The sequence below is a fragment of the Nocardioides sp. J54 genome, from assembly GCF_000519005.1.
Taxonomy (GTDB): domain Bacteria; phylum Actinomycetota; class Actinomycetes; order Propionibacteriales; family Nocardioidaceae; genus Nocardioides.
In genome coordinates this window covers 64179-88656 of the sequence record NZ_JAER01000014.1, presented here as the reverse complement: position 1 = coordinate 88656, position 24478 = coordinate 64179, and the positions used below count along the sequence as shown (strand labels likewise).

Genomic DNA, 24478 nt, shown 5'->3' with positions numbered 1-24478 from the left:
CCGCCCCCGTCGTTGATCGGGGTGCGAGGTCGCGGTGACTGGGGGGTTCCGCGACACGCAAGGCGGCACCCGGCTCCGGGGGGTGCCGCCTTCGTCGTCCCCGTGGGTGCGTGCGCAAGGATGACGGGGTGTCCGCAGGTCCCCTGATCCCGTCCGACCCCGCCGCCGACGAGGTGCGGCGCGCGGCGCTGCGCCGGATGCGGACGGTCGCCGTCTCGCTGCTGCTGCTGGCTGCCGCCGTCTACGTCCTCACCCACGGCGAGGACGGCTTCCTCGGCTTCGTCAACGCCGGGGCCGAGGCGTCCATGGTCGGCGCGATCGCCGACTGGTTCGCGGTCACCGCGCTGTTCAAGCACCCGCTCGGGCTGCCGATCCCGCACACCGCGCTGATCCCCAAGCGCAAGGACGACCTGGGCAAGGGGCTCGAGGAGTTCGTGGGGGAGAACTTCCTGCAGGAGGCGATCATCCGCGAGCGCGTGCTCGGCGTGCAGATCGCGCAGCGGGTCGCCGACTGGCTCGCCGAGCCCGCCAACGCGGAGCGGCTGGTCACCGAGGTCTCCGAGGTCGCCGCCGTCGCGTTGTCGAAGGTCCGCGACGACCACATCGAGGCCCTGGTCACCGAGGCGCTCGTGCCGCGCTTCCACGAGGAGCCGATCGCGCCGCTGCTCGGCGGCCTGCTCACCGGCGTCCTCGACGACCACCTCCACCACGGCGTCGTCGACCTCATGCTGGAGGAGATGCACGACTGGCTGGTCGCCAACCCCGACACGGTCCACGAGGTGCTGGGGGAGCGGGCCCCGTGGTGGGCGCCGGAGAGCGTTAACACCTACGTCATCAACCGCGCCCACCTCGAGATGGTGCGCTGGGTCGCCGAGATCCGCGACACCCCCGACCACCGCGCCCGCCGGGCGCTGGACTCGATGCTCGAGCGGCTCTCGGTCGACCTGCTCGAGAACCCCGAGGTGCAGGCGCGCGCCGAGCGGCTCAAGGACCGGGTGCTCGACCACCCCGCGGTGATCGGTACGGCGGTCACGCTCTGGAAGGCGCTGCGCAAGGCGCTGCTCGCCTCGCTCGACGACCCGCAGGGCGCCGTACGACGCCGGCTGCTCGTCGAGGCCGAGGCCGCCTCCGCGCGGCTGCGCGCCGACGCGGCGCTGCGCGAGCGCCTCGACCACATGGCCGCCGACGCCGCCGTGTGGGCGGTCGACCGTTACGGCGCCGAGCTGACCACGGTCATCACCCACACGATCGAGCGGTGGGACGGCAAGGAGGCCGCGCGGCGTATCGAGCTCCACGTCGGCCGCGACCTGCAGTTCATCCGGATCAACGGCACCATCGTCGGCGGCCTGGTCGGCGTGCTGATCCACGCCGTCTCGCTGCTGGTCTAGTCGCCCGGCAGCGGTCCGGCAGCGGTAGTCCCTGACGAAAAGCACCGTCCGCACGGCGTGTCCGGTGCTTTTCGTCAGGGACTACCCCAGCGCCTAGGGTTGGAGCGTGCCCGAGCCGATGGACGTCCCGATCCGTGACCAGTCGATCCGGCTCGGCCAGTTCCTGAAGCTGGCGAACCTGGTCGAGTCCGGGGCCGACGCCAAGCCGGTCATCGCGGACGGGCTGGTGCGGGTCAACGGCGAGGTCGAGACCCGCCGGGGCCGCCAGCTCGTGCTCGGGGACGTCGTCGAGCTGGCTGGGCAGGCTGCCCGGGTGTCGGACTCCGACGCCCCGGACAACCTGCCCTGGTGAGCAGGCGCGAGCGCGTCGCCTGTCGACAGCGGCGCGCAGGCCCTCGCACGCTCGGGCCCGCACTTGCCGTCGACGCGCCTGCGGCGCGGGCGCCGCGCTGCCGCGCGCGCAGTTGTCTTCGGTAGGTCCTGCCTGCGCATGGCGGCAGGACCCGGTCAGCAGGGAGAGGGCGTCAGCGGACGGCGAGCAGGTCGACGACGAAGACCAGGGTCTCGCCCGGCTTGATGACGTTGCCGGCGCCGCGGTCGCCGTAGCCCAGGTGCGGCGGGATGACGAGCTGGCGGCGGCCGCCGACCTTCATGCCCTGCACGCCGGTGTCCCAGCCCTGGATGACCTGGCCGACGCCGAGGCGGAAGTCGAGCGGGGCGCCGCGGTTGTACGACGCGTCGAACTCCTCGCCGGTGGAGTGGGCGACGCCCACGTAGTGCACCGAGACGGTGCTGCCGGCGGTGGCCTCGTCACCGTCGCCGACGGTGATGTCGGTGACCACGAGGTCGGTGGGCGGGGTGGGGTCGACGAAGTCGATCTCGGGCTTCTGGCTCATCACGCCAGCCTACGGCGTGCCCGGCAGAGGGGCAGGCGCCGCCACCCACCGTGCCCGGATGTGGCGCCGTCGAGGCCCGCGCGTGAGGGGGTCCGCGATACGCTGCCGACCGGTGCGTCCCACTTGGTAGAAGGGAGGGTGGGGCCGACAAGGATGCTCTCGGGGGTACAGGTGCGGATCAACACGACGGGCGTCGAGTCGTGGCAGGTCCCCGGCTGCGCGACCCGCCTGGTCCACGCCGCGGCCAGCCACCCCGGCCTCCTGCGCTCCCACAACGAGGACTCCTCCCTGGTTGCGCCCCCGGTCTTCCTCGTCGCCGACGGCATGGGCGGCTACGCCCGGGGCGACGTCGCCAGCCGCCTCGTCGTCGAGGCCTTCCAGCCGCTGGCCGGCCTCGACCGGGTCGAGGCCGACGACGTCGAGCGGGCGATCGCGACCGCGCAGGTGCACGTCGCCGCGCTGGCCGCCGAGTTCACCTCCGCGCCCGGCTCGACCCTGGTCGCGGCGACCTACGTGCTCCAGGACGACCTCGGCTACTGGCTGGTGGCCAACCTCGGCGACTCGCGCGCCTACTCCTTCCACCAGGGCCGGCTCGAGCAGATCTCGACGGACCACTCGGTCGTGCAGGAGCTCATCGACGCCGGCCAGATCACCCGCGACGAGGCGATCGGCCACCCCGAGCGGCACGTGATCACCCGCGCGATCGGCGCGCTGACCAGCTCCGAGGCCGACTTCGCGCTGGTCCCGGCCGAGCCCGGCTCGCGCCTCCTGCTCTGCTCCGACGGCCTCACCTCCGAGCTCTCCGACACGGCGCTGGTGCACCTGCTCTCGACCGAGCAGGCGCCCGAGGAGACGGTGATGGCGCTCGTCGACGCCGCGGTCGCCGCCGGCGGGCACGACAACGTGACCGTCGTGGTCGTCGACGTGCAGGGCGAGGTCGAGCGCGCCACCGAGCGCACCCAGCCGTTCCCGGCGGTGGAGCAGTGAGCGCGGCGTACGTCGTCGGGCAGCTCTCGACGCTGGTCACCCCCGACGGCGTGGTCGTCGCCGGGCGGGACCGGCTCGCCGACCTCGCCGGCCTCGTCGACACCGGCCTCGACCCGGCCGGCGTGGTCGAGGCGATCTCGCACGGCTCCCTCGACCACGCCTCCGACTTCGCCGTCGTCCGGGTCTCGGGCGACGCCGCGCGGATCCTGGTCCGCGGCGCCCTGTCCGTGCGGATCGGCAGCATCTCCGCCGACGGCCGCGACGCGACCCGGTGGACCGAGCTCACCCTGCCCCTCGCCGACGGCGACGTCGTGGAGGTCGCGCCGGTCGGGTCGACCCTGGCCGGGCCGCTGCTGCCGCTCACCGGCGGCGTCGTGCTCAGCGCCGGCGTGCGCTGGGACCCGACCGGTACGGCGGGAGCCGCGCTGGCGTCCGCGCCCCGCTCGACGTCCCCGCAGCAGCCGGAGCCGGAGCCGGCGTTCGCACCCGCCCCCGAGCACACCGTCCTGCGCACGCCCCCGGCGACCCCGGCCACCCCGGCCACCCCCGCCACCCCGGAGCCCGCACCGGCCCCCGTCGTCGCCCCGGGCCCGGTCGCCCCGGGCCCGGTCGCCCCGCCGCCGAGCCCGACGGGCCCGCCGACCCCGCCGACCCCGACGACCCCGCCGACCCCGGCCGCGCCGACGCCGTCGCCGATGGCCCCGCCGGTGGGACCGCCCCGGCCCGGTCCGCCGCCGCCCGGCGTCACCCCGCCTCCCGCCAGCCGGCCGGTTCCCGACGCGATGGCGCCGGCCAGCGACGCCGACCACGACGGCCACACGATCACCCCGGCCCAGCTGCAGGCCCTGCGCGCCGGCCAGGCCGGCGTGCCCGGCGTACCCCCGGTCCCCGGCGTGCCCGTCCCGCCGGCCCCGGCCGCCACCGGCCCGGGCCCCGACGACGCCGCGCCGGAGGGCCGCACGCCGTCCGTCCCGACCGGCCCCGGCGCTCTGCCGGGTGGCCTGCCGGGTGGCCTGCCGGGTGGCGGCACCCAGTCCGCGCCGTCGCGCTCCGCGCTCGCGCTCGAGCTTTCGACCGGTCGGGTGGTGAGCATCCGCCGCCGCGTGCTGATCGGGCGCAGCCCGCGCGTGCAGCAGGTCGGCGGCAGCGCGAACCTGCCGGCGCTGGTCACCGTCGACGACCCCTACGTCTCGGGCACCCACCTCGAGGTCGCCTCGGACGGCGTCCGGATCACGGTGACCGACCTGTCGACCAACGGCACCCTGCTCGCGCGCAAGGGCCGCGCCCCGTTCGCGCTCGACCACGGCGTCGCCACCGAGGTGACCGTCGGCGACGTGCTGACCCTGTCCAAGGGGCTGACCGCGACCGTCGTCCCGTCCCGGGAGAGGTGAGGGGATGAGCATGCAGCCGCCACACATCCCCGGGTTCTCGTTCATCGACCTCGTCGGTGCGGGCGGCTTCGCCGACGTGTACCGCTACCAGCAGGAGCTGCCGACGCGGCAGGTGGCGATCAAGGTGCTGCGCAGCGGCGGTGACGCGGCGGCGCTCGCCCTCTTCCACGCCGAGGCCAACGTGATGGCCCAGCTGTCCAACCACCCCTCGATCGTGCCGATCTACCAGGCCGGCGTGAGCTCGGACGGGCGTCCGTTCCTGGTCATGGAGTACTGCCCGCCGCCGCACGTCGCCCAGCGCTACCGCACCCAGCCGCTCGGGGTCGCCGAGGTGCTCGACATCGGCGTGAAGATCTCGAGCGCGGTCGAGACCGCCCACCGGGCCGGGATCCTGCACCGCGACATCAAGCCGCACAACATCCTCACCAGCACCTTCGGGGTGCCGCTGCTGACCGACTTCGGCATCGCGTCGGTCGTGGGGGAGGGCGGTGCCTCCGGGCAGGGCCTCTCCATCCCGTGGTCGCCGCCGGAGGCGCTCTACTCCGACAGCCACGACGTCCGCAGCGACGTCTACTCCCTCGCCGCCACGCTCTACTCGCTGCTCATCGGCCACCCGCCGGTCGAGCGCCGCGACGCCCCCAACGACAACGCCAGCCTGATGCACCGCATCGAGCGCGGCCAGCTCAGCCCGCTGCGCCGCCCGGAGGTGCCCGCCTCGCTGGTGTCGATCCTGCGCCGCGCGATGTCGGTCGAGGTCGACAAGCGACCCGTCTCCGCGATGGTGCTCGGCCGCCAGCTGCAGGACGTGCAGATCGAGCTGCGCCAGTCGCCGACCCGCCTCGAGGTCATGGATGCCTCGCCGACGGCGCTGGCCGAGGAGCACCCCAACGACGCGCGCACCCTGGTCCGCCCGGTCTCGGTGATCATCCCGGCCGCCGTGAGCGCCCGCCCCGCGCCGGTGCAGCCGGCCGTCGACGAGCAGACCCGGATCCCCGGCGCCCGCGCCGCCACGGGCAGCAGCACGTATGGCGACACGCCCCCGCGCCGTACCGACGAGCCGAGCCGGGGCCCGCTCGCCAAGGTCGTCGCCGGCGTCCTCGCGCTCGCGGTGCTCGGCGGGGTGGGCTACGCGCTGCTCGCCGGCGGCGAGCCGGAGGAGCCCGACACGGGCACGCTGCGCGGGGAGAAGCCCGCCGACCCGGTCAAGGGCGCGGAGACCCCGGCCACGCCGCAGGTCTCGGTCACCGGCAAGGGCACCCGCTGGACCTTCCGCTGGGTGCCGCAGGACCCCCAGGAGGAGGACGAGTACAAGGTGGTGCTCTCGGGTGACGGCCACGAGGACTCGAAGGCCCAGATCTTCCAGGACACCAGCTACAGCGTGACCGTGCCGACGGGCTCCACCGTGTGCCTGCAGGTGTCGGTCGTCCGGCCCGAGTCCAGCGGGTCGCCGCTGTCCCGACCGGTCTGCGCGGTGGGCCGATGAGGCGCCGGTGGCGCCGGACGGCCTCCGGCACGGTGCTCGCGCTCGTCGTGGGCACGCTGGTCGTGCTCGCCTTCAAGTACGACGGCAAGCCGTTCACCGAGGTCGAGCTGAACGACGGCGGGGTGTGGGTCACCAACCACCAGCTCGGCCTCACCGCCCGCCTCAACCCGCAGATCGAGGAGCTCGACCTCGGCGTCGAGGCGGCCAGCACGGACTTCGACATCTTCCAGCGGGCCACGTCGGTCTACGTCGACGACGCCGCCGGTGAGCGCACGGTCAAGCCGGTCGACGTCACCCGGGCCACCACGCTCGAGCCCACCGAGCTGCCGGCCGACGCGGTCGTCGCGCACGGCGGCAAGACCTTCGCCGTGGTCGACCACGTCAAGGGCAAGGCGTGGGTGCAGTCCGCCAGCCGCTTCAACGCCTTCTCCGAGAAGACCGCGAAGCCGGTCATGACCGGTGCGGTCACCGCCACCGTCTCGCCCGACGGCCGGGCCTGGGTGCTCGACCGCGAGGGCAGGGCCACCCCGTTCGACGTCGGCAGCGACGGCAACGCCAGCAAGGGCGAGGCGATCGACCTCGGCGAGGACGTCGGCACGAACCCGCTCATGCTCGAGCTGACGGTCGTCGACGACACCCCGGTGCTGTTCAACCGCACCACCGTCGAGCTCACCCGTCCGGGCGCGGAGGCCGTCGCCGTCGAGGCTGCAGACCCGACCGAGGTCGAGCTGCAGGAGCCCTCGGCCGAGGGCGACGAGGTCTACGTCGCCACGCGGGAGGGCCTGTTCCGCACCCCGCTCGACGGGGGCGACCTCGACCGGGTGGGTGACCTCCAGCCGTCCGGCTCCCCGGCCGCGCCCGTCGTGCTGCCCTCCACCGGGTGCGTCTACGCCGCCTGGTCGTCGGTCTCGCCGCCGAACTACCTGCGCGACTGCCCGAACGACGAGGACGACGACACCGACCCGATCAGCGACATGCAGGAGGGCGCGGAGCTGCGCTTCCGCGTCAACCGCAACGTCGTGGTCCTCAACGACGTGCGCACCGGCGACGCGTGGCTGGTCCAGCAGCCCGGCAAGGCCAAGATCGACAACTGGCCGCAGGTCGACCCGCAGAACGAGAACCGGTCGAAGATCAAGAAGACGACCGAGGAGACGCCCGACCAGGAGAACCGGCCGCCGGAGCCGGTCGACGACGAGCTGGGTGCCCGGCCCGGGCGCTCCACGGTGCTGCCGGTCGTCGCGATGAACGACCACGACCCCGACGGCGACATCATCCGGATCGTCAAGACCGAGCACCTCGCCGGCCCCGAGCTGGAGGTCAAGATCGTCGGCGGCGGCACGCAGCTGCAGGTCGCCGTACCCTCCGACGCGAGCGGCGAGTCGCAGTTCTACTACTACGTGACCGACGGCCGGGTGAACCAGCAGGTGCGGGCGCGGGTCACCCTGCAGATCCGCGACTCCAACCAGAACGAGAAGCCGGGCCTCATGGAGGACCGCAAGCCGGAGCTCACCGTGGCCCGGGGCGCGACCGCGAGCATGTACCTGCTCGCCGACTTCTACGACATGGACGGCGACGACCTCACCCTCACCGAGGCCACCGCCCGCGGCGGCGAGGTCGAGTTCCGCCCCGATGGCACGCTCACCTACACCGACGACGGGGCTGCCGGCTCCACCGGCGAGGTCAAGTACGTCATCGAGGACGGCATCGACGTCTACCGCGGCAGCCTGCCGGTGAAGGTGGTGGCCGAGGGCGCCCCGCCGGAGCTGGTCGCCGACCTGGCCTCCGGCGTCGCGGACACCCAGGTGGTCGTCCAGCCGCTGGCCAACGACCGCAACCCCGAGGGCGGCGAGCTGGCCCTCAAGGACGTCAAGGTCGTCGGTGACGACGCCGGCACCCAGATCAGCAAGGACCTCGACTCCGGCACCTTCACGTTCCAGGCGGCGACGGCGAAGACCTACTACCTGGAGTACTCCGCCTACAACTCGACCGCGACGAAGTCGGCCTTCATCCGCCTCGACATCGAGTCGCCGCCGAAGGACAACCGGCCCCCGGTCGCCGTGCGCGACAAGGTGACCGTCACCGGCGGCGCCACGGCGCAGGTCGACCTGCTGCTCAACGACCTCGACCCGGACGGCGACGTCCTCGTCGTCACCCGGATCGGCCGACCGTCGGTGCCCGGCGTCAAGGTGTCCGTCGTCGAGAAGCGGCTCGCCGTCGTCAGCGCGGTCACCGACCTGGTCGGCAAGCCCGTGACGGTCGAGTACGTCGTCTCCGACGGGCGCAGCTCGGCGACCGGCACGCTCGTGATCGCCCAGCGCAGCTCCAGCGACGCCAACCGCCACCCGATCGCGAACAAGGACCAGGTGACGGTCCGCGCCGGCGCGGTGACGTCGATCCCCGTGCTCGCCAACGACTCCGACCCCGACGGTGGCAAGCCGCGGCTGTTCCAGTCCGACCTCGAGAAGGGCGACGTCGACGTCTGGGTGGCCGGCGACGCGCTGCGGATGCGCGCCCCGGAGGAGCCGGGCACCTACTCGGTCATCTACGGCGTGCGCGACAACGACGGGCTCAAGGCCTCGGCCGAGGTCAGCATCTACGTGGTCCCGGACTCGGCGAAGAACAACAACAAGCCGGTGCCGCAGCCGATCATCGACCGTGTCATCGGTGGGCGCCCCAAGGTGATCCCGATCGACCTGGTCGGTGCCGACCCCGACGGCGACGCGGTCTCCTTCCGCAGCATCCTCACCGCGCCGTCGCTGGGCCGCGTGGTCGACACCGGCGTCGACTGGATCCGCTACGAGGCCTTCGAGGGCAAGCGCGGCACCGACTTCTTCCAGATCCAGGTGCAGGACAAGTACGGCGGCACGGGCGTCGCCGAGGTCCGCGTCGGCGTCGTGCCGGAGGAGCCGCAGAACCAGCCGCCGGTCGCCCTCGACGACAGCGTCCTGGTCCAGCCGAACCGGACGATCTCCTACAACGTGCTGACCAACGACGTCGACCCCGACGACGACCCGCTGCGCATCCGCGAGCTCAACGACTCGACCCCGGCCGAGCACGAGAACGGCTTCGTCGAGGTCGAGGTCGGCAAGGCGCCGGACTCCGGGGCCTCGGTCCCGACCAACATCGGCTACACGATCGAGGACGCCGCGGGCGCGACCGACAGCGCCGTGCTCAAGGTCTCCGCGAGCACCCAGGCGCCGTTCTACCCGCCGATCGCGCACGACGACGTCGCCGACCTGGGGGACATCATCGGCAAGGAGCCGGGCGACTGGGTCGAGGTGTCGGTGACCGACAACGACCTCGACTTCGACGGTGCGAAGGTCGACCTGAGGGTGACCGACTGCGACGCCGGCAGCGGCGGCGACTGCGACGTCGACGACGAGAGCGTCGTCCGCGTGAAGCTCGCCGCCGAGGACCAGATCGTGCTCTACACGCTCGACGACGCCGACGACGAGTCGACCTCCACCTACGGCGTGGTCTTCGTGACCGGCACCGACAACGTGCCGCCGCAGCTGACCACCAACGAGGACCTCGTGCCCGTCGAGGTGCCCGCCGACCAGCGCACCGTCTTCGACCTGCGCGACCTCGTCGTCACCCGCGCCGGACGCGAGGTGCACATCACGCCCGACAGCAACCCGACGGCGGTCAACGGGTCGGTGACGCCGGTCGAGGGGGAGGAGACCTCGCTCGCCTTCCGCCCGGCCAAGGGGCACGTCGGGCCCGCGTCGGTGACCGTCAAGGTGACCGACGGAAGGACGACGGCCGAGGACGCCGCCCTCGAGTCGTTGCTGACCGTGCCGATCGACGTGAAGCCCTCGGGCAACGTCGCGCCGACGATGCGCGACGCCGCGGTCGACGTCACCGCCGAGGGCGACCCCGCCGAGGTGGACCTCGAGGGGCTCACCCGCGACGCCAACGAGGACGACCTGGAGTCGATGACCTGGTCGGTCACCTCCACGCCCGACGGCCTCTCGACCGACATCGACGACAGCATCCTGTCGATCGAGGCCGGTCGCGGCGCCGAGGACGGCGAGTCGCTCGACATCGGGGTCACCGCCGACGACGGCAACGGCGGGCAGGTCAGCGCGACGATCACCGCGCGCATCGTCGGCAGCAACCTGCCGACGCTGCAGATCCCGGACATCTCGGTCAACGCCGAGGAGGGCGAGGCCACCGCCGTCGACCTCTCGGCATCGGCCGTGAACCCCTACCCGGACAAGCCGATCGAGGCGAGCAACCCGCGGGTCGAGGGTGACGGCCGGCTGGCCGACGTGCGGACCGAGGGGTCGACCGTGTGGTTCACCCCGACCTCGTCGGGCACCTCGCAGATCAGCGTCACCGTCTCCGACGCCTCCGGCGACCGGGCCCGCGACGTCGTGGCCAGGATCAACGTCACCGTGATCTCCGAGCCGGACGCCCCCGACCGGCCGGTGCTGTCCTCGGTCGAGGCCTCGTCGGCGGTCCTGTCGTGGCGCGAGCCCGACGCCAACGGCGCCGCCATCACCGAGTACGAGGTGAGCGGGTCGAACGGCTACCGCAAGACCTGCACCGTCACCACCTGCCGCCTCGACGGCCTCACGCCGGGCCAGGCGTACCGGTTCACCGTCAAGGCCCGCAACAGCGAGGGCTGGAGCAAGGCGAGCCCGGAGTCCGACGAGATCGTGCCGAACAAGGCGCCCGAGCTGATGACGCCGCCGACGATCGTCACCGAGCGAGCGCCGACCGGCGACAAGATGGACCGCCAGCTCAAGCTGACCTGGACCCCGCCGAAGAACGAGGGCTCCCCGATCACGTCGTACGAGATCAAGGAGGCGGGCAGCACCCGCACCTGGACGGCGTCCGGCAGCGCCAGCTCCTACATCATCCCGGGGCTGACCAACGGCACGCCGTACGCCTTCGAGATCCGCGCGGTCAACGCGGTGGAGCCGAAGCGTGAGTTCTCGGCACCGTCGAAGCCGGTCGTGCCCTTCGGGGCCCCGCTGCGCTCGGGCCAGGCCCCCAAGCTGACCGCCAGCGAGGACTCGCCCTTCAACAGCGAGCCGTGGGTGCGCATCGAGTGGAGCGCGTGGTCGGAGTCGCAGAGCAACGGCAACCCGGTGTCGAGGTACGTCCTGCGCTGCCAGGGCTGCAGCCAGTCGACCTACGAGGTCGACGGCTCCACGACGTCGCGCACCTTCGACGGCAAGGACGGCATCCGCAAGGGGCACACCGTCACGTTCACCGTCGCGGCGAAGAACGACGCCGGCACCAGCCAGCCCAGCCCGAGCGCCTCGGGGCGCCCGTGGACCAAGGCCGCGCCGGTGCGGAACCTGCGTGAGATCGGGTCGTCGCCGGAGGACCGCACGGCGAAGATCGGGTGGGAGGCCCCGGCCGACGACGGCGGCCTGCCGATCTCCCACTACGTGGTCGAGCCGCTGTCCGGCGGACCCACGATGACGGTCGGGTCGGCGCCCGGCGCCGGCGGCGTGAACGTGCGGTTCTCGGCGAACAGCACCTCGCACTCGGTGCGGGTGTGGGCGGTGACGCGCAACGGCGACCGCAACGTCCAGGGCCAGGACGCCACGGTCAACGGCATCGCGACGTGGGGCAAGCCGTTCCCGCCGACGGCGAGGAACGTGAGCAACTGGTACTACACCATCGACCTGCGCATCGACGAAGGTGGCGCGAACGGGCGCAGCGTGGAAGGAGTGCGCTACAGCCTCACCGGACCGGACGGTCCGTGGACCGACGGCGACCGCTACTACGACGACCAGGTCAACCAGGGTGGGGACAGCGTGACGGTCTGGGCACAGACGGTCTCGTCCGCCAGCCAGGACCGGAGGTTCAGCGACGTGGTCTCGTTCACGGCGTCCTCGAAGATGCGGGAGATGACGCTGCGCTGGAAGGCCCCTTGCATCATCGGGGCCTGCGGCGCCGAGGTGAAGGTCGAGGGGTTCCCGGCCGCCGGCGCGCCGATCACGGTCGACCCCGGGGCGCTGGGCTACACCGCCGAGAACTGCGACTTCAACCAGGTCGTCAGCGGCCACAACAAGACGTTCCGGGTCGGCGGGTCCAGCTGCTCGTTCACCCCGCCCGGCACGCTGACCGTCGGGTCGCCCGGCCTTTCCAACGTCTCCATCTCCCGCAACTAGCTCCCCCAGCACGTCCACGAAAGGCAGTCCATGTCGCTCAGCTCCGAACAGACCGAGTGGTTCTCGCAGACCTTCGCCCAGCTCGTCGCCAACGTCGAGCAGGCGATCGTCGGCAAGACCGAGGTCGTCCGGCTCGCGTTCGTCACCCTGCTGGCGGAGGGGCACCTGCTCCTCGAGGACTACCCGGGCACGGGCAAGACCTCGCTGGCGAGGGCGATCGCGCAGACGATCCAGGGCGAGCACCACCGCATCCAGTTCACCCCGGACCTGCTGCCCAGCGACGTGACCGGCGTGACGATCTTCGACCAGCGCACCCAGCAGTTCGAGTTCCACAAGGGCCCGATCTTCTCCAACGTCGTGCTGGCCGACGAGATCAACCGCGCCTCGCCGAAGACCCAGTCGGCGCTGCTGGAGGTCATGGAGGAGAGCCAGGTGACGGTCGACGGCATCACCCACCAGGTGGGCCAGCCGTTCATCGTCATCGCGACGCAGAACCCGATCGAGCAGGCCGGCACCTACAGGCTGCCCGAGGCGCAGCTCGACCGGTTCCTGATCAAGACCTCGCTCGGCTACCCCGACCACGAGAGCACGGTGCAGATCCTCACCCACGCGCCGAAGGGGAAGAAGGCGGCCGTCCTCAACCCGATCATCAGCGGCGACAACGTGCTGCACCTGATCCGGCTGGCGCAGCAGGTGCACGTCGAGCCCGCCGTCCTCGAGTACGTCTCGCTGATCACCGAGGGCACCCGCGAGGCGCCCGAGGTCGTCCTCGGCACCAGCGTGCGTGCCGCGCAGGCGCTGGTCCGCGCCGCGCGGGCGTGGGCGGCGTCGTACGGCCGCAACTACGTCGTGCCCGACGACATCAAGACCCTCGCCGTCCCCGTCCTCGCGCACCGCATGGTCCTCGACCCGGAGGAGGACTTCCGGGGCACGACGACCGAGGACGTCGTGCGCCGCGTGCTCGAGCGCGTGTCGGTGCCGCTGGAGCCCGCAGGACGTTGACCCGATGAGCCTCCGCAGCAGGGCATCGGCGCTCCGGCGCCTGCCCGCCGTCCTCTCCCGGCGCCGCCAGGCGGTCACCGGGCAGCTGCGCGACGACCTCGCGCGGCGGACCCAGCGCCTCCGGACGGCGGTGCGCCCCCTCACCGAGACCGTCACCGAGGCCGGCTGGGTGGTTGGCGTGCTCGCGGTGGCGCTCCTGGTCGCGGCGCCGATGCTGCACTGGCGCGAGCTCCTCGTGGCGGGGGCCTTCCTGGCCCTGCTGCTGCTCATCGCGGTGCTCTTCGTCATCGGTCGCCAGCCGCTGGCGGCGCGCCTCGACCTCGCCCGGGACCGGGTGATCGTGGGGGAGCGGGCCAACGGCTACCTCACCCTGAGCAACCCGACCGGCCGCCGCTCGCGGCAGCTGGTCGTGGAGTTCCCGGTCGGCGCGGGCCGCGCCGCCTTCGAGCTCCCCTCGCTCGCGCCCGGGGCCGTCCACGAGGAGCTCTTCGCCATCCCGACCGCGCACCGCGCCGTCCTCGACGTCGGCCCGGTCACCGCCGTGCGCGCCGATCCGCTCGGGCTGCTGCGGCGCGAGCGCCGGCTGAGCGAGATGGACACCCTCTACGTGCACCCCAAGACGCTGCGCGTCGAGGGCTCGGCCGCCGGCCTGGTCCGTGACCTGGAGGGCCGGACGGTCCCGAAGGTCTCCGACAACGACGTCTCCTTCCACGCCCTGCGCGGCTACGTCGCCGGCGACGACCGCCGCCACATCCACTGGAAGTCGAGCGCCAAGACGGGCACCCTCATGGTGCGCCAGTTCGAGGAGACCCGGCGCTCCCACCTGCTGACCATGGTGAGCTCGCGGCTGGAGGACTACGTCTCCGACGACGAGTTCGAGCTCGCGATCTCCATCGCCGGCTCGCTCGGCACGCAGGCCCTCGCCGACGGCCAGCAGCTGAGCGCGGCCGCGTCCCACGGGTCCCTGCCGTCGTCCTCGGCCCAGCGCTTCCTGGACGGCCTGTCGGGGCTGACGTACGACTGGAAGGCAAAGCACCTCGTCGACGTCGCCCGCTACCTGAGCGTCGACGAGCTGGCCGCCAGCGTGATGGTGCTGTGCATCGGCTCCGGGGTGAGCATCACCGAGCTGCGCCGCGCCCGGCAGTACCTCCCGGTCGACACCCGGGTCATCGCCGTGCGCTGCATCCTCGGCGAGGAGCCGTCGGTGCGCTGGCTCGGCGACCTCGCGGTCGCCACGGTCGGGCGCCTCGAGGAGCTCGGCGTCGCCGTACGGAGGGTCTCGGCATGAGCGCCGTGCACCCGCCGGGCCCGCCGCCCCCGCCGCCGCCCCCGCCGTCCCGGCCCCCGGGCCCTCCGCCCGGCAGCCCGCCGCCCGGTCCGCCGGTGCGCGCCGCCGAGGCGAGCGCCAGCGGACCCGTCGTGGTGGTGCCGCAGCGCAAGGGCCGGCCCGGCACCCTGCCGTCGTGGTGGCTGGCGCTCGTCGACGCCGTGCTGCTCATCGGCCTCGGGGTGCTCTGCGCCTGGCCGCTGGGTGCGGCCTACGTCGGCGAGCGCTGGCTGGTCGCCGTGGTCGCCGGCCTCACCGTCGGCGTCGCGATCGCGTGGCTGAGCGCGCGGCTGCGGCTCGGCGCCTGGCTGACCCTGCTCACCACGGCGGCGGCCTACCTCGCGATCGGTTCGGCCGTGGTGGTGCCCGACCGCGCGCGCAACGGGGTGCTGCCGACGGCCGACTCGCTGCGCGACCTCGTCGTCGGCACCGTGCACACCTGGCGCGAGTCGCTGACCCTGCCGGTGCCCCTCGCGGAGACCGGCACGGTGCTCATCGCCCCGCTCCTGCTCGGCCTGCTCGGCGGGCTGGTGGCTGCGATCCTGCTCTGGCGCACGCGCCGCTCCGGCCTCGCCGGACTCGTGCTCGCGGTCGTGCTGGTCGTCGCCTGCGCCTTCGGTGACATCACCGCCGAGGCCAGCCTCACCCGCGGCCTGGCGGGCGCGGCGATCGGCGTGGTCTGGCTGCGCTGGCGGGCCCAGCGGCACGTCAAGGCGCGCTGGGGCCGACGCATCGCGGGCACCCTCGCCGTCGTCGCGGTCGCCGGTGGGGCGGCGGTCGGGCTGACCGCCATGTCGGACGCCGGCGAGCAGCGCGTCGTGCTGCGCGACCACGTGGACCCGCCGTTCGACCCGCGCGACTACCCGAGCCCGCTGGCCAAGTTCCGCTACTACAAGAAGCCGCCGGTGCGCTCCGGCACGACGCTGTTCACCGTCGACGGCCTCGAGAGCGGCACGCTGGTGCGGCTCGCGACGATGGACTACTACGACGGCATCGTCTGGAACGTGTCGGGCGGTCCCGGCGCGGTCCATGACTCCGGGACCTTCCGACGGCTGCGAAACGACCCGGAGGCCAACCTCCGGGCGACCCACCGCGGCACGATCACCATCGGGGGCTACACCGGGGTGTGGGTGCCCAGCGTCGGCGAGACCCTGTCGATGACGCCGCTGATGGGCGGCGAGGTCGACGGTGACGCGGCCGGCGAGCTGGTGATCAACCGGGAGACCGGCACCGTCGCCCAGATCGGCGGCGTGCGCGAGGGCACCGCCTTCCAGATCGACGCGGAGCTGCCGCCGGCGCTCTCCGACGAGGAGATCCGGCTGTTGCGGGCGGACAGCTCCGTGGCGATGCCGGCGCCGAAGGTCGTGCCCGAGGAGCTCGTCGAGCGCGTCGAGCGGTGGGCGGTCGCCATGGGCTTCGACGGCGGCTCCGACGGCGAGGTCGCGATGTTCCTGCGCGACGCCTTCCGCGAGCGCGGCTACTACTCCGACGGCCTCGACGACTTCACGCCGTCCGGGCACGGCTTCAGCCGGCTCGCGGTGCTCACCCGCACCGCCACGCCCGTCGGCAACGCCGAGCAGTACGCCGCCGCGATGGCGCTGATCGGCCAGCAGATGGGCCTGCCCATCCGGGTCGTCATCGGGTTCAAGGTGCCGCCGGGCCAGGGCGTCGTGCGGGGCGAGCACGTCACCGCGTGGACCGAGGTGAAGTTCGAGGACGTCGGCTGGGTGCCCTTCGACCCGACCCCGCCCGAGGACCAGAAGCTGCGCAAACCCAACGACGAGCCCAACGAGGAGCCGCAGCCGCAGGTCCTGCAGCCGCCGCGAATCCCGGGCGAGCCCAAGGAGGCCAGCGACAACCTCCAGCAAGGCGACGGCGAGCGGTCCAACATCGACTTGCTCGAGGTGCTCGGCACGATCCTCGGGATCGTCCTCGACATCGCGAAGCTAGCGCTGCTGACCCTGCCCCTGTGGGGCGTGCTGCTCTACAAGTTCCTGCGCCGCCGGCGACGTCGCCGCGCGCCGGACGCGACGGTGCGGCTGACCGGCGCCTGGCGCGAGCTCTCCGACCGGATGCGCGACCTCGGCGTGCGACCGGCGCCGGGGGCCACCCGCCGCGAGAGTGCCTACGCCGCCGCGGACCGGTACGACGTCGTACCGGTCGTGACGCTGGCCCACACCGCCGACCGCCACGTCTACGGCACCGACGAGCCGACGCCGGAGGAGGCGCAGGCGTACTGGTCCGACGTGGACACCGCGCTGAAGCGGATCCGCAAGGAGACGCCGTGGTGGCGCCGGGTCGTCGCCCGCTTCTCGCTGGCCTCGGTGCCGTGGCGACCGGCCGTCGAGCACCTGCGTTCCCGGCTGTCCCGCGCGGGTCGCGCCGTGGGCCGGGCCGTGGCCGGCCTGCCGCCCGTGGCGAAGGCGCGCACCGCCCTGCGCCAGCGGGTCGAGCGGCGCCGGGCTGCTAGCCTCAAGCGCGGCAATTGACCGGACAAGGACCGTGGCGGGCCCGGGCCCGCGACTCTCGGGGGAGTACTTCATGAGGTTTCGTCGCTGGATCGGTGCTGGCTCGGCGGTCGTGCTGGGGCTCGTGCTGGGGCTGCAGCCCACGGCGGCCCAGGCCTCCGCGGGCGACGCGAGCCTGGTGATCGGCACCTGGGTCCGGGCCAACGACATCGGCTGCGGCGAGCCCGCCTGGCGCGCTGCGGCCAGGACCAAGAACCTGCCTGCCGACGGGCGCACCCGCGCGGTCCGGCTCTCCCAGAGCGGCAAGGCCGCCGGCAGCACCGTCAAGGCCTACCGGTCCTCGGAGGGCACCTACAACGCGAGTGGCTGGGGCACCCGCAAGCTGAAGGTCAGCCTGTCCGTGCGGCTCTCGGCCACCGCGAACCCGTCGCGGATCTGCTGGGTCAACTCGTTCGTCGGCAAGGCCGAGATCTACACGGTGCGGATGAGCGCGCCCAAGAAGTCCTGGATGGTGGTGCGCAGCCGCGGTGCCAAGCAGGGCAGTGCCGAGGCGAACATCGGCGTGCAGGGCCCGACCACGGCGACCAGCGCGTGGGTGGCGCCCGGCAAGCCCGTCACCAGGCTGGTGCCCAAGGGCGAGTACACCCTGGGCAGCCGGGTGAAGCCGAGCATGAGCGTCCCGGCACGGACCACCAGCACCCGCACGGCGTCGGCCTCCATCGTCGGCACGGTGGCGCTCTACCCGATCGGCACGCTGCGGGCGCGCAGCGGGAACGGCAAGTCCTTCGTCAAGCCCGGCCACCGCGACTGCTCGAAGAACCGGGTCAAGGTCGGGCTGACGGCGGCCGCGCGGACCAAGGCCCGCAAGATCACCTTCACCGTCGACGGCAAGAAGCGGTTCACGCTCACGGGCGCGAAGCTGAAGCAGACGTCGGTCTTCGTCGGCCGGATCCCGAAGAAGACCGCGGGCACGATCAAGGCGAACATCGTGCTGAAGTCGGGTGCGAAGAAGACGACGAAGTCGACCTCCTGGCCCTGCGCCTGAGCCAGCGCCTGAGCCAGCGCCTGAGTCAGGCCCAGCCCGCGGCCGCCGGGGCGGCCACGGTGTGACGTGCACCCCGACGGCTTGCCGTCGCCGCAGGTCAGCCGCCATACTCGTGCAGAACTAGAACGTGTTCTACATGGGGGACTGCGGGTGTACGACTTCGAAGGCTCGTCCGGGGACGGCGCCGGCCACACCGGCCACGGCCCGGCACGGGCGCTGATGCTGCTGGAGCTGCCGCGCTGGACCGTGGAGTACGGCGCCTCGCGGGTGCTCGACGCCGCGCAGTCCGTCGCGCAGACCGTCTCCCTGGCCGACCGCGACCTCGGGGCCGGGCGCCCGGTGCTGGTGCTGCCCGGCTTCTCCGCGCACGACGGGCTCACCGGCCGGCTCCGCGGCCACCTGCGCCAGCGCGGGTGGAAGGTGCACGGGTGGGGCCTGGGCAGCAACCACGGGCTCACCGAGCGGATCATGACCGGTCTGCCGCAGCGCTTCGCCGAGGTCGCCGCCCGCTACGACGAGCCGGTCAGCGTCGTGGGCTGGAGCTTCGGCGGCCTGCTGGCCCGCTGGCTCGCCCACGAGCACCCCGACCAGGTCCGCCAGGTCGTCTGCCTCGGCTCGCCGTGGCGCGCCGAGGGGGAGCGCACCCGCGCGACCGCCATGTTCGAACGCTCGCGGGTGCGGCACGGCATCGTCGACAACGCCCGCGAGATCGTCGACCAGCTGCGCGGCCCCGTCCCGGTGCCGCTGACCGCGGTGTGGTCGAAGAGCGACGGAATCGTGCCGTGGCGCGGGTGCACCGTCGACGAGCACGACGGGTCGGACGGCCGCGCGCCGGCCGAGAACGTCGAGGTGGTCAGCAGCCACGTCGGCATGGTCGCCAACCCGCTGGTCCTCTCCGTCGTCGTCGACCGGCTCCGCCAGGACCCCGCGGCGTGGGAGCCCTTCGCCTGGCGCAACCTCCTGCCGGGCCACCAGCCCGCCGAGCACCCCGCCGACCGGACCGGAGCGGCGTCGTGAGCGCGCTCGAGGCGCGCGATCCGTCGTACGTCGCGGCCGTGCTGCCGGCGCTCAAGCTGGCCATGCGCGGCTACTTCCGCTCCACCGTCACCGGCATGGAGAAGGTCCCCGAGGGCGGCGCGCTCCTCGTCGGCAACCACTCCGGCGGCCTGATGCCGATGGACGTGCCGATCATCGCCGTCGCCTTCGCCGAGGAGTTCGGCGCCGAGCGGCCGCTGTTCTGCCTCGCGCACGACATGCTGTTCACTGCCGCGGCCGGCCCGGTGATGCGCAAGTTCGGCTTCGTCAACGCCACCCGCGAGGCGGCCCACGAGATCCTGACCTCGGGCGGCGTCACCATCGTCTTCCCCGGTGGCGACTACGACACCTTCCGGCCCACCCTCAGGGCCAACGTCGTCGACTTCAACGGGCGCACGGGCTACCTGCGCACGGCCCTGCGCGCAGGCGTCCCGGTGGTGCCGGTCGTGTCCATCGGTGGCCAGGAGACCCAGCTCTTCCTCTCCCGCGGGCAGTGGATCGGGCGGCACTCGCCGCTGCGCGGGCTGATGCGCACCGACCTGTTCCCGATCGGCTTCGGCTTCCCGTTCGGCCTGGTCCCGGCGCCGCTGAACTTCCCGCTGCCGTCCAAGATCACCACCCGCGTGCTCGACCCGATCGACGTCGAGGCGGAGTTCGGGCCCGACCCCGACCTCGCCGAGGTCGACGAGGTCGTCCGCTGGCGGATGCAGGACGCGCTGAACGAGCTGGCCGGTGAGCGACGCTTCCCGGTGCTGGGGTGATCGCGATGAGCCTCCTGCAGAAGCTGCGCACCCAGCTGTGGGTCCTCAGGATGCTCGTCAGCTCGCGGATGCTCGTGCTGATGAGTCCGGCGAAGTACGTCCGCCTCGTCCAGGTGCTGCGCCGCCAGGGCACCAACGCCACCACCGCGTTCTCCATCGCCGCCGTGCGCCGCCCGCGCGGCACCGCGCTCGTCGACGAGCGCGGGTCGCTGACCTGGCAGGAGCTGCAGGACCGCGCCGACGCGCTCGCCGCGGGCCTGCTGGCCGTCGCCGCCGGCCCCGAGGGGGGCATCGACACCCTGGCCGTGCTGTGCCGCAACCACCGCGGGTTCGTCGACTCCCTGCTGGCGAACTCCCGCCTCGGCGGCAGCGCGCTGCTCCTGAACACCGGCTTCTCCGGCCCGCAGCTCGCCGACGTCATGGAGCGGGAGGGCGCCCGGGTCATCGTCTACGACGAGGAGTTCGCCGGCGTCGTCGCGGACGCCCGTGCCCGCATCGGCGGGCTCGTCGAGGTGCTCTCCTGGACCGACGAGCCGGTCGCCGAGGGCGTGCTCAGCACCGAGGGCCTCATCGCCGCGCACGCCGGCCAGGTCCCGCCACGACCGGCCGGCAGCGGCCGGGTCGTGCTGCTCACCTCCGGCACCACCGGCACCCCGAAGGGCGCCCGCCGCAGCGGCGGGGGCGCCGACGAGCTCGCCGGCATGCTGGAGAAGATCCCGTGGCGTGGCGAGGAGACCGCCGTCGTGGTCGCCCCGATGTTCCACGCCTGGGGCTTCGGCCAGCTCGTCGTCGCAGCCACGATGACGAACACCGTGGTCACGCGGCGGAAGTTCGACCCCGAGGCCACGCTGCAGCTCGTCGACGAGCACCGCGCGACCGGCCTCAGCGTCGTACCCGTGATGCTGGAGCGGATCATGGACCTCCCCGCAGAGGTCCTCGACCGCTACTCCCTGCGCTCGCTGCGCTTCGTCAGCGCCAGCGGCTCGCGGATGCGGCCGCAGTCGGTGCTGGCCTTCATGGACCGCTTCGGGGACCTGGTCCACAACAGCTACAACGCCACCGAGGCCGGCCAGATCAGCGTCGCCCGGCCCACCGACCTGCGCCACGCCGCGGACACCGCCGGCCGCCCGGTGCGCGGCACGCTGGTGCGGGTCGTCGACGACGCCGGCCGCGACGTCGGCCCCGACGTGGTCGGCCGGATCCTGGTCCGCGGCGCCTCGCCCTTCGACGGCTACACCGCCGGCGCGGAGAAGGAGTTCATCGACGGCTACATGGTCAGCGGCGACGTCGGGCGGCTCGACGCCGAGGGCCGGCTCTACGTCGTCGGCCGCGACGACGACATGATCGTGTCGGGCGGCGAGAACGTCTACCCGATCGAGGTCGAGAAGGTGCTCGGCGCGCACCCGGCCGTCCGCGAGGTCGTCGTGGTCGGCGTCGACGACGAGGCGTTCGGGCAGCGGCTGGCGGCGTACGTCGTCCTCGACAGCGCTGCCGGTGCTGCCGGTGCTGCCGGTGCTGCCGGTGCTGCCGGTGGCCAGCCGGACGCCGACGACCTCAAGGCGCACGTGCGCAGCCAGCTCGCCGGCTACAAGGTGCCGCGCGACGTCGTCTTCCTCGACGAGCTGCCGCGCAACGCCTCGGGCAAGGTCGTCGCGCGCGACCTGCCGGGAGTGGCGGCGTCGTGACCGCGACGGGCGGCGGGCGGCGGGTGCGCCCGGCCATCGAGCGGATGACCGGCTTCGACGCGGGCTTCCTCTACATGGAGACCCCGTCGGTGCACATGCACACCCTGAAGATCGCGATCCTCGAGGCCGACGAGGCACTGTCGTACGACGCCTTCCAGGCCGGCATCCTGGCCCGCCTCAAGCGGCTCCCACCCCTGCGGCGGCGGGTCGTCGAGGTGCCCTTCGGCATCAATCACCCGGTGTGGGTGACCCAGCGACGCGTCGACATCGCCCACCACGTCCGCCGGCACCGGATCGGTGGCGACGGCAGCATGCGCGAGCTCGAGAAGCTGGTCGGGATCATCACGAGCACGCCGCTGCACCGCGACCGCCCGCTGTGGGAGCTGCACTACTGCGAGGGCCTCGAAGGGGGCCGTGTCGCCGTGGTCGGCAAGATGCACCACGCGCTCGCCGACGGCGCCGCCGCGAACGCGCTGCTGGCGAACGTCACCGACGTGCGCACCGCGGCCACGCCCGAGCCGGTGCAGGAGGAGTACGCCACCCGCGACCGGATGCCGAGCCGCAAGAACCTGCTCAAGCACGCGTGGGCCGACGCCGCCCGCCAGGCGTTCGAGCTGCCGGGCCTGCTGCGGCGCACCCTGCGCGGCATCCGGGCCGTGGTCCGCGCCCGCCGGGCCGGAGCCGCCGCGCCGCTGCCGGTGCTGCACGCCCCACGGGTCTCCTTCAACGGCTCGCTCACCCCGATGCGCTCGTTCGCGACGGTCACCCTGCCGCTGGCCGAGCTGAAGCGGGTGCGCGCCCAGCACGCCGGGGTCACCCTCAACGACGTCGTCCTGGCGATCACCTCCGGCGCGCTGCGCCGCTGGCTCGCCGTGCACGACGAGCGCCCCGCGTCCTCGCTGCTGGCGGGGGTCCCGGTCAGCACCGACGAGCGGGGCAGCGTTCCGCGGCTCGGCGGCAACCGGGTCTCGAACCTGTTCACCACCCTCGCCACCGACGTGGACGACCCGGCCGAGCGGCTGCGGCGGATCGCCGAGACGACCGCCCACGCCAAGGAGATCCACGCCCGGCTCGGCGCGTCGATCCTCGTCGACTGGTCGCAGTTCACCCCGCCCCGGCCGTTCGCGGCCGCGGTGCGTGCCTACTCCCGCGCACGGGCCGCGTCGTGGCACCCGCCGGCGTTCTCGGCGATCGTCTCCAACGTGCCCGGCCCGCGGGAGCCCGTCGCCGTCGGGGGAGCGCGGCTCGCGGACCTGTTCAGCGTCGGCCCGCTGGTCGACGGCATCGGGCTCAACGTGACGGTGTGGTCCTACGTGGACCGGATGAACTTCTCGCTGCTCGCCTGCCCCGACCTGCTGCCCGACGTGCACGTCCTGGCGTCGTACTTCCCCGACGCGCTGGCCGAGCTCGACCTCGAGGCGGCCGACCGGCCCGCCACCCCCGCGCGGCCCGACGCCCCCGAGCAGAGGAACATCTCGTGACCACCCAGCTGGCCCGCGCCGCGGGCCGCCACGTCCTCAAGGGGTCGTACGTCGCCGCCCGCACCAGCGGCCGGGTCGCCGTCGCCGGCCTGCGCGTCGGCATCCGTGCCACCCAGCAGTTCCCGGACCTGCCCGAGCTCCCCGAGGGGAGGTACGTCGACCTGCCCGGTCGTGGCGAGGTGTACGTCGTCGACACCGGCGCCCCGCGCGAGGGCGCGCCGACGCTGCTGCTCTTCCACGGCCTCGCCACCACGGCGTACCTCAACTGGTTCAGCACCCTCGACGAGCTGCGCGCCGAGAACCGCGTCGTCATGCTCGACCAGCGCTGGCACGGGCGCGGCATCGTGTCCGACCGGTTCTCGCTCGAGGAGTGCGCCGACGACACCGCGGCGGTGCTCGAGCAGCTCGGCGTCGACCGGGCCGTCGCCGTCGGCTACTCGCTCGGCGGGGCGCTGGCCCAGACGTTCTGGCGCCGCCACCCCGAGCGCACCGCGGGGCTGGTGCTCGCCTCCACGGCCGCCTGCTGGCGGGGCAACCTCGGCGACGCGCTGTTCTACCCGGCGCTCGGCCTGGCCAACGACCGGCTCCGGCCGCACTACCGCTCGCGGGTCGCAGAGGTGCGCAGCGGGCTCGCCGACGTCGCGCTCGCCGGCGCCGAGCTGTCCACGTGGGCATGGGCGGAGTTCCGCAGCACCAGCGTGTGGGCGATGCCCGAGGTGCTCGGCGTGCTCGGCACCTTCGACGCCCGGCCGTGGCTGGGGGAGGTGGACGTCCCGACGGCGGTCGTCGTCACCGCCCGCGACCGCGCGATCAGCCCGTCGCGCCAGCGGGCGATGGCCGCAGCGATCCCGGGGGCCGTCGTGCACGAGGCGCCCGGCGGGCACGCCTCGGTCGTCTTCGACGTGGAGCGCTGGCGCCCGGTCTTCCTCCGCGCGGTGGCCGAGGTCGTCGAGCGCGCCGGCGATCAGGCCTGGTGCACGTAGGAGTCGAGCTGGTCCCGCTCGAACTGCAGCTGGTCGATCTTGTGCTTGACCACGTCGCCGATGCTGATGATGCCGATGACGCGGTCGTCCTCGCTGACGGGGATGTGGCGGAAGCGCCCCTCGGTCATCACGTGCATCACCTGGTCGAGGTCGTCCTCGGGGGAGCAGGTGCGCACCTCGGTGGACATGATCGCCGACACCACGTTGTTGATGACGGTGCCGTCGTGGTGCAGCGTGCGGACGACGTCGCGCTCGGACACGATCCCGTCGAGCGTCGTACCGTCCGCGCTGACGAGCACCGCCCCGATGTTGTGCTCCGCCAGCGTCGCGAGGAGCTCGCGCACCCCGGCGTCCGGGCGGATGGTCACCACGTCCTTGATGGCCTTGGCCTTGAGCACGTCACTGATGCGCATGT

General features: G+C 73.2%; 17 protein-coding genes. 15 read left to right on the top strand and 2 right to left on the bottom strand.

Annotated features, from left to right (window positions below; translation table 11 throughout):
- The first annotated feature begins 128 nt into the window (after positions 1–128).
- Both NOCJ54_RS0111835 and NOCJ54_RS0111830 read left to right on the top strand, forming a co-directional pair.
- On the top strand, positions 129–1388 hold the full coding sequence (locus NOCJ54_RS0111835; protein WP_028655670.1) for a DUF445 domain-containing protein: 1260 nt from the start codon (positions 129–131) through the stop codon (positions 1386–1388).
- A gap of 118 nt (positions 1389–1506) precedes the next feature.
- Positions 1507–1740: an RNA-binding S4 domain-containing protein gene (locus tag NOCJ54_RS0111830; protein ID WP_036517690.1), complete on the top strand. Its 234-nt coding sequence runs from the start codon at positions 1507–1509 to the stop codon at positions 1738–1740.
- Positions 1741–1912: 172 nt separating this feature from the next.
- Here NOCJ54_RS0111830 and NOCJ54_RS25385 read toward each other — a convergent pair whose 3' ends face one another.
- Positions 1913–2284, bottom strand: a complete 372-nt coding sequence (locus tag NOCJ54_RS25385; protein WP_084255089.1) for an FKBP-type peptidyl-prolyl cis-trans isomerase — start codon at positions 2282–2284, stop codon at positions 1913–1915.
- Positions 2285–2422: 138 nt separating this feature from the next.
- Here NOCJ54_RS25385 and NOCJ54_RS25380 point away from each other — a divergent pair, with 138 nt between their 5' ends.
- The 13 genes from NOCJ54_RS25380 (at position 2423) to NOCJ54_RS0111750 (ending at position 24063) form a co-directional block, all read left to right on the top strand.
- Positions 2423–3271, top strand: coding sequence for a PP2C family protein-serine/threonine phosphatase (locus NOCJ54_RS25380; RefSeq protein WP_198020192.1), 849 nt, complete (start codon positions 2423–2425; stop codon positions 3269–3271).
- A complete protein-coding gene (locus tag NOCJ54_RS0111805; RefSeq protein WP_028655668.1) occupies positions 3268–4662 on the top strand; it encodes an FHA domain-containing protein in 1395 nt (464 codons plus the stop codon). The genes NOCJ54_RS25380 and NOCJ54_RS0111805 overlap by 4 nt, the downstream gene beginning before the upstream one ends.
- Positions 4663–4666: 4 nt before the next feature.
- Positions 4667–6145, top strand: a complete 1479-nt coding sequence (locus tag NOCJ54_RS25375; RefSeq protein WP_051485769.1) for a serine/threonine-protein kinase — start codon at positions 4667–4669, stop codon at positions 6143–6145.
- Positions 6142–12276: an Ig-like domain-containing protein gene (locus tag NOCJ54_RS0111795; RefSeq protein WP_157514880.1), complete on the top strand. Its 6135-nt coding sequence runs from the start codon at positions 6142–6144 to the stop codon at positions 12274–12276. Before NOCJ54_RS25375 ends, NOCJ54_RS0111795 begins: the two co-directional genes overlap by 4 nt.
- A gap of 30 nt (positions 12277–12306) precedes the next feature.
- Complete coding sequence (locus NOCJ54_RS0111790) at positions 12307–13278, top strand: AAA family ATPase (protein WP_028655666.1); 972 nt, start codon at positions 12307–12309, stop codon at positions 13276–13278.
- Positions 13279–13282: 4 nt separating this feature from the next.
- Positions 13283–14566: a DUF58 domain-containing protein gene (locus NOCJ54_RS25370; protein ID WP_051485768.1), complete on the top strand. Its 1284-nt coding sequence runs from the start codon at positions 13283–13285 to the stop codon at positions 14564–14566.
- Positions 14563–17094 (top strand): transglutaminase domain-containing protein, encoded by a 2532-nt coding sequence (locus NOCJ54_RS0111780; protein WP_157514879.1) that lies wholly within the window; start codon positions 14563–14565, stop codon positions 17092–17094. Before NOCJ54_RS25370 ends, NOCJ54_RS0111780 begins: the two co-directional genes overlap by 4 nt.
- A gap of 52 nt (positions 17095–17146) precedes the next feature.
- Entirely contained in the window at positions 17147–18118 is a 972-nt protein-coding gene (locus tag NOCJ54_RS0111775; RefSeq protein ID WP_157514878.1) for a hypothetical protein, read from the top strand.
- A 150-nt stretch (positions 18119–18268) separates the two neighbouring features.
- Positions 18269–19135 carry an esterase/lipase family protein gene (locus NOCJ54_RS25365; RefSeq protein WP_051485767.1) on the top strand — a complete coding sequence of 289 codons (867 nt, stop codon included), beginning with the start codon at positions 18269–18271 and terminating at the stop codon, positions 19133–19135.
- Positions 19132–19914 (top strand): lysophospholipid acyltransferase family protein, encoded by a 783-nt coding sequence (locus NOCJ54_RS0111765; protein WP_028655663.1) that lies wholly within the window; start codon positions 19132–19134, stop codon positions 19912–19914. The genes NOCJ54_RS25365 and NOCJ54_RS0111765 overlap by 4 nt, the downstream gene beginning before the upstream one ends.
- A gap of 5 nt (positions 19915–19919) precedes the next feature.
- Positions 19920–21599, top strand: coding sequence for an AMP-binding protein (locus NOCJ54_RS0111760; protein WP_028655662.1), 1680 nt, complete (start codon positions 19920–19922; stop codon positions 21597–21599).
- Entirely contained in the window at positions 21596–23080 is a 1485-nt protein-coding gene (locus tag NOCJ54_RS25360; RefSeq protein WP_051485766.1) for a WS/DGAT/MGAT family O-acyltransferase, read from the top strand. Before NOCJ54_RS0111760 ends, NOCJ54_RS25360 begins: the two co-directional genes overlap by 4 nt.
- The gene (locus NOCJ54_RS0111750; protein ID WP_051485765.1) at positions 23077–24063 is read left to right on the top strand and encodes an alpha/beta fold hydrolase; all 987 of its coding nucleotides are present in this window, start codon (positions 23077–23079) and stop codon (positions 24061–24063) included. The genes NOCJ54_RS25360 and NOCJ54_RS0111750 overlap by 4 nt, the downstream gene beginning before the upstream one ends.
- Here NOCJ54_RS0111750 and NOCJ54_RS0111745 read toward each other — a convergent pair.
- Positions 24045–24476: a CBS domain-containing protein gene (locus tag NOCJ54_RS0111745; protein WP_028655660.1), complete on the bottom strand. Its 432-nt coding sequence runs from the start codon at positions 24474–24476 to the stop codon at positions 24045–24047. The genes NOCJ54_RS0111750 and NOCJ54_RS0111745 overlap by 19 nt on opposite strands.
- Positions 24477–24478 lie beyond the last annotated feature (2 nt).

What these genes read in the sequence shown, in the direction of transcription:
- NOCJ54_RS0111780 (WP_157514879.1), top strand. Translation starts at nt 14,563, where the DNA reads ATGAGCGCCGTGCACCCGCCGGGCCCGCCGCCCCCGCCGCCGCCCCCG.
- NOCJ54_RS0111760 (WP_028655662.1), top strand. Translation starts at nt 19,920, where the DNA reads ATGAGCCTCCTGCAGAAGCTGCGCACCCAGCTGTGGGTCCTCAGGATG.
- NOCJ54_RS25385 (WP_084255089.1), bottom strand. Translation starts at nt 2,284, where the DNA reads ATGAGCCAGAAGCCCGAGATCGACTTCGTCGACCCCACCCCGCCCACC.
- NOCJ54_RS0111790 (WP_028655666.1), top strand. Translation starts at nt 12,307, where the DNA reads ATGTCGCTCAGCTCCGAACAGACCGAGTGGTTCTCGCAGACCTTCGCC.
- NOCJ54_RS0111830 (WP_036517690.1), top strand. Translation starts at nt 1,507, where the DNA reads ATGGACGTCCCGATCCGTGACCAGTCGATCCGGCTCGGCCAGTTCCTG.
- NOCJ54_RS0111745 (WP_028655660.1), bottom strand. Translation starts at nt 24,476, where the DNA reads ATGCGCATCAGTGACGTGCTCAAGGCCAAGGCCATCAAGGACGTGGTG.
- NOCJ54_RS0111795 (WP_157514880.1), top strand. Translation starts at nt 6,142, where the DNA reads ATGAGGCGCCGGTGGCGCCGGACGGCCTCCGGCACGGTGCTCGCGCTC.
- NOCJ54_RS25375 (WP_051485769.1), top strand. Translation starts at nt 4,667, where the DNA reads ATGAGCATGCAGCCGCCACACATCCCCGGGTTCTCGTTCATCGACCTC.
- NOCJ54_RS25370 (WP_051485768.1), top strand. Translation starts at nt 13,283, where the DNA reads ATGAGCCTCCGCAGCAGGGCATCGGCGCTCCGGCGCCTGCCCGCCGTC.
- NOCJ54_RS0111775 (WP_157514878.1), top strand. Translation starts at nt 17,147, where the DNA reads ATGAGGTTTCGTCGCTGGATCGGTGCTGGCTCGGCGGTCGTGCTGGGG.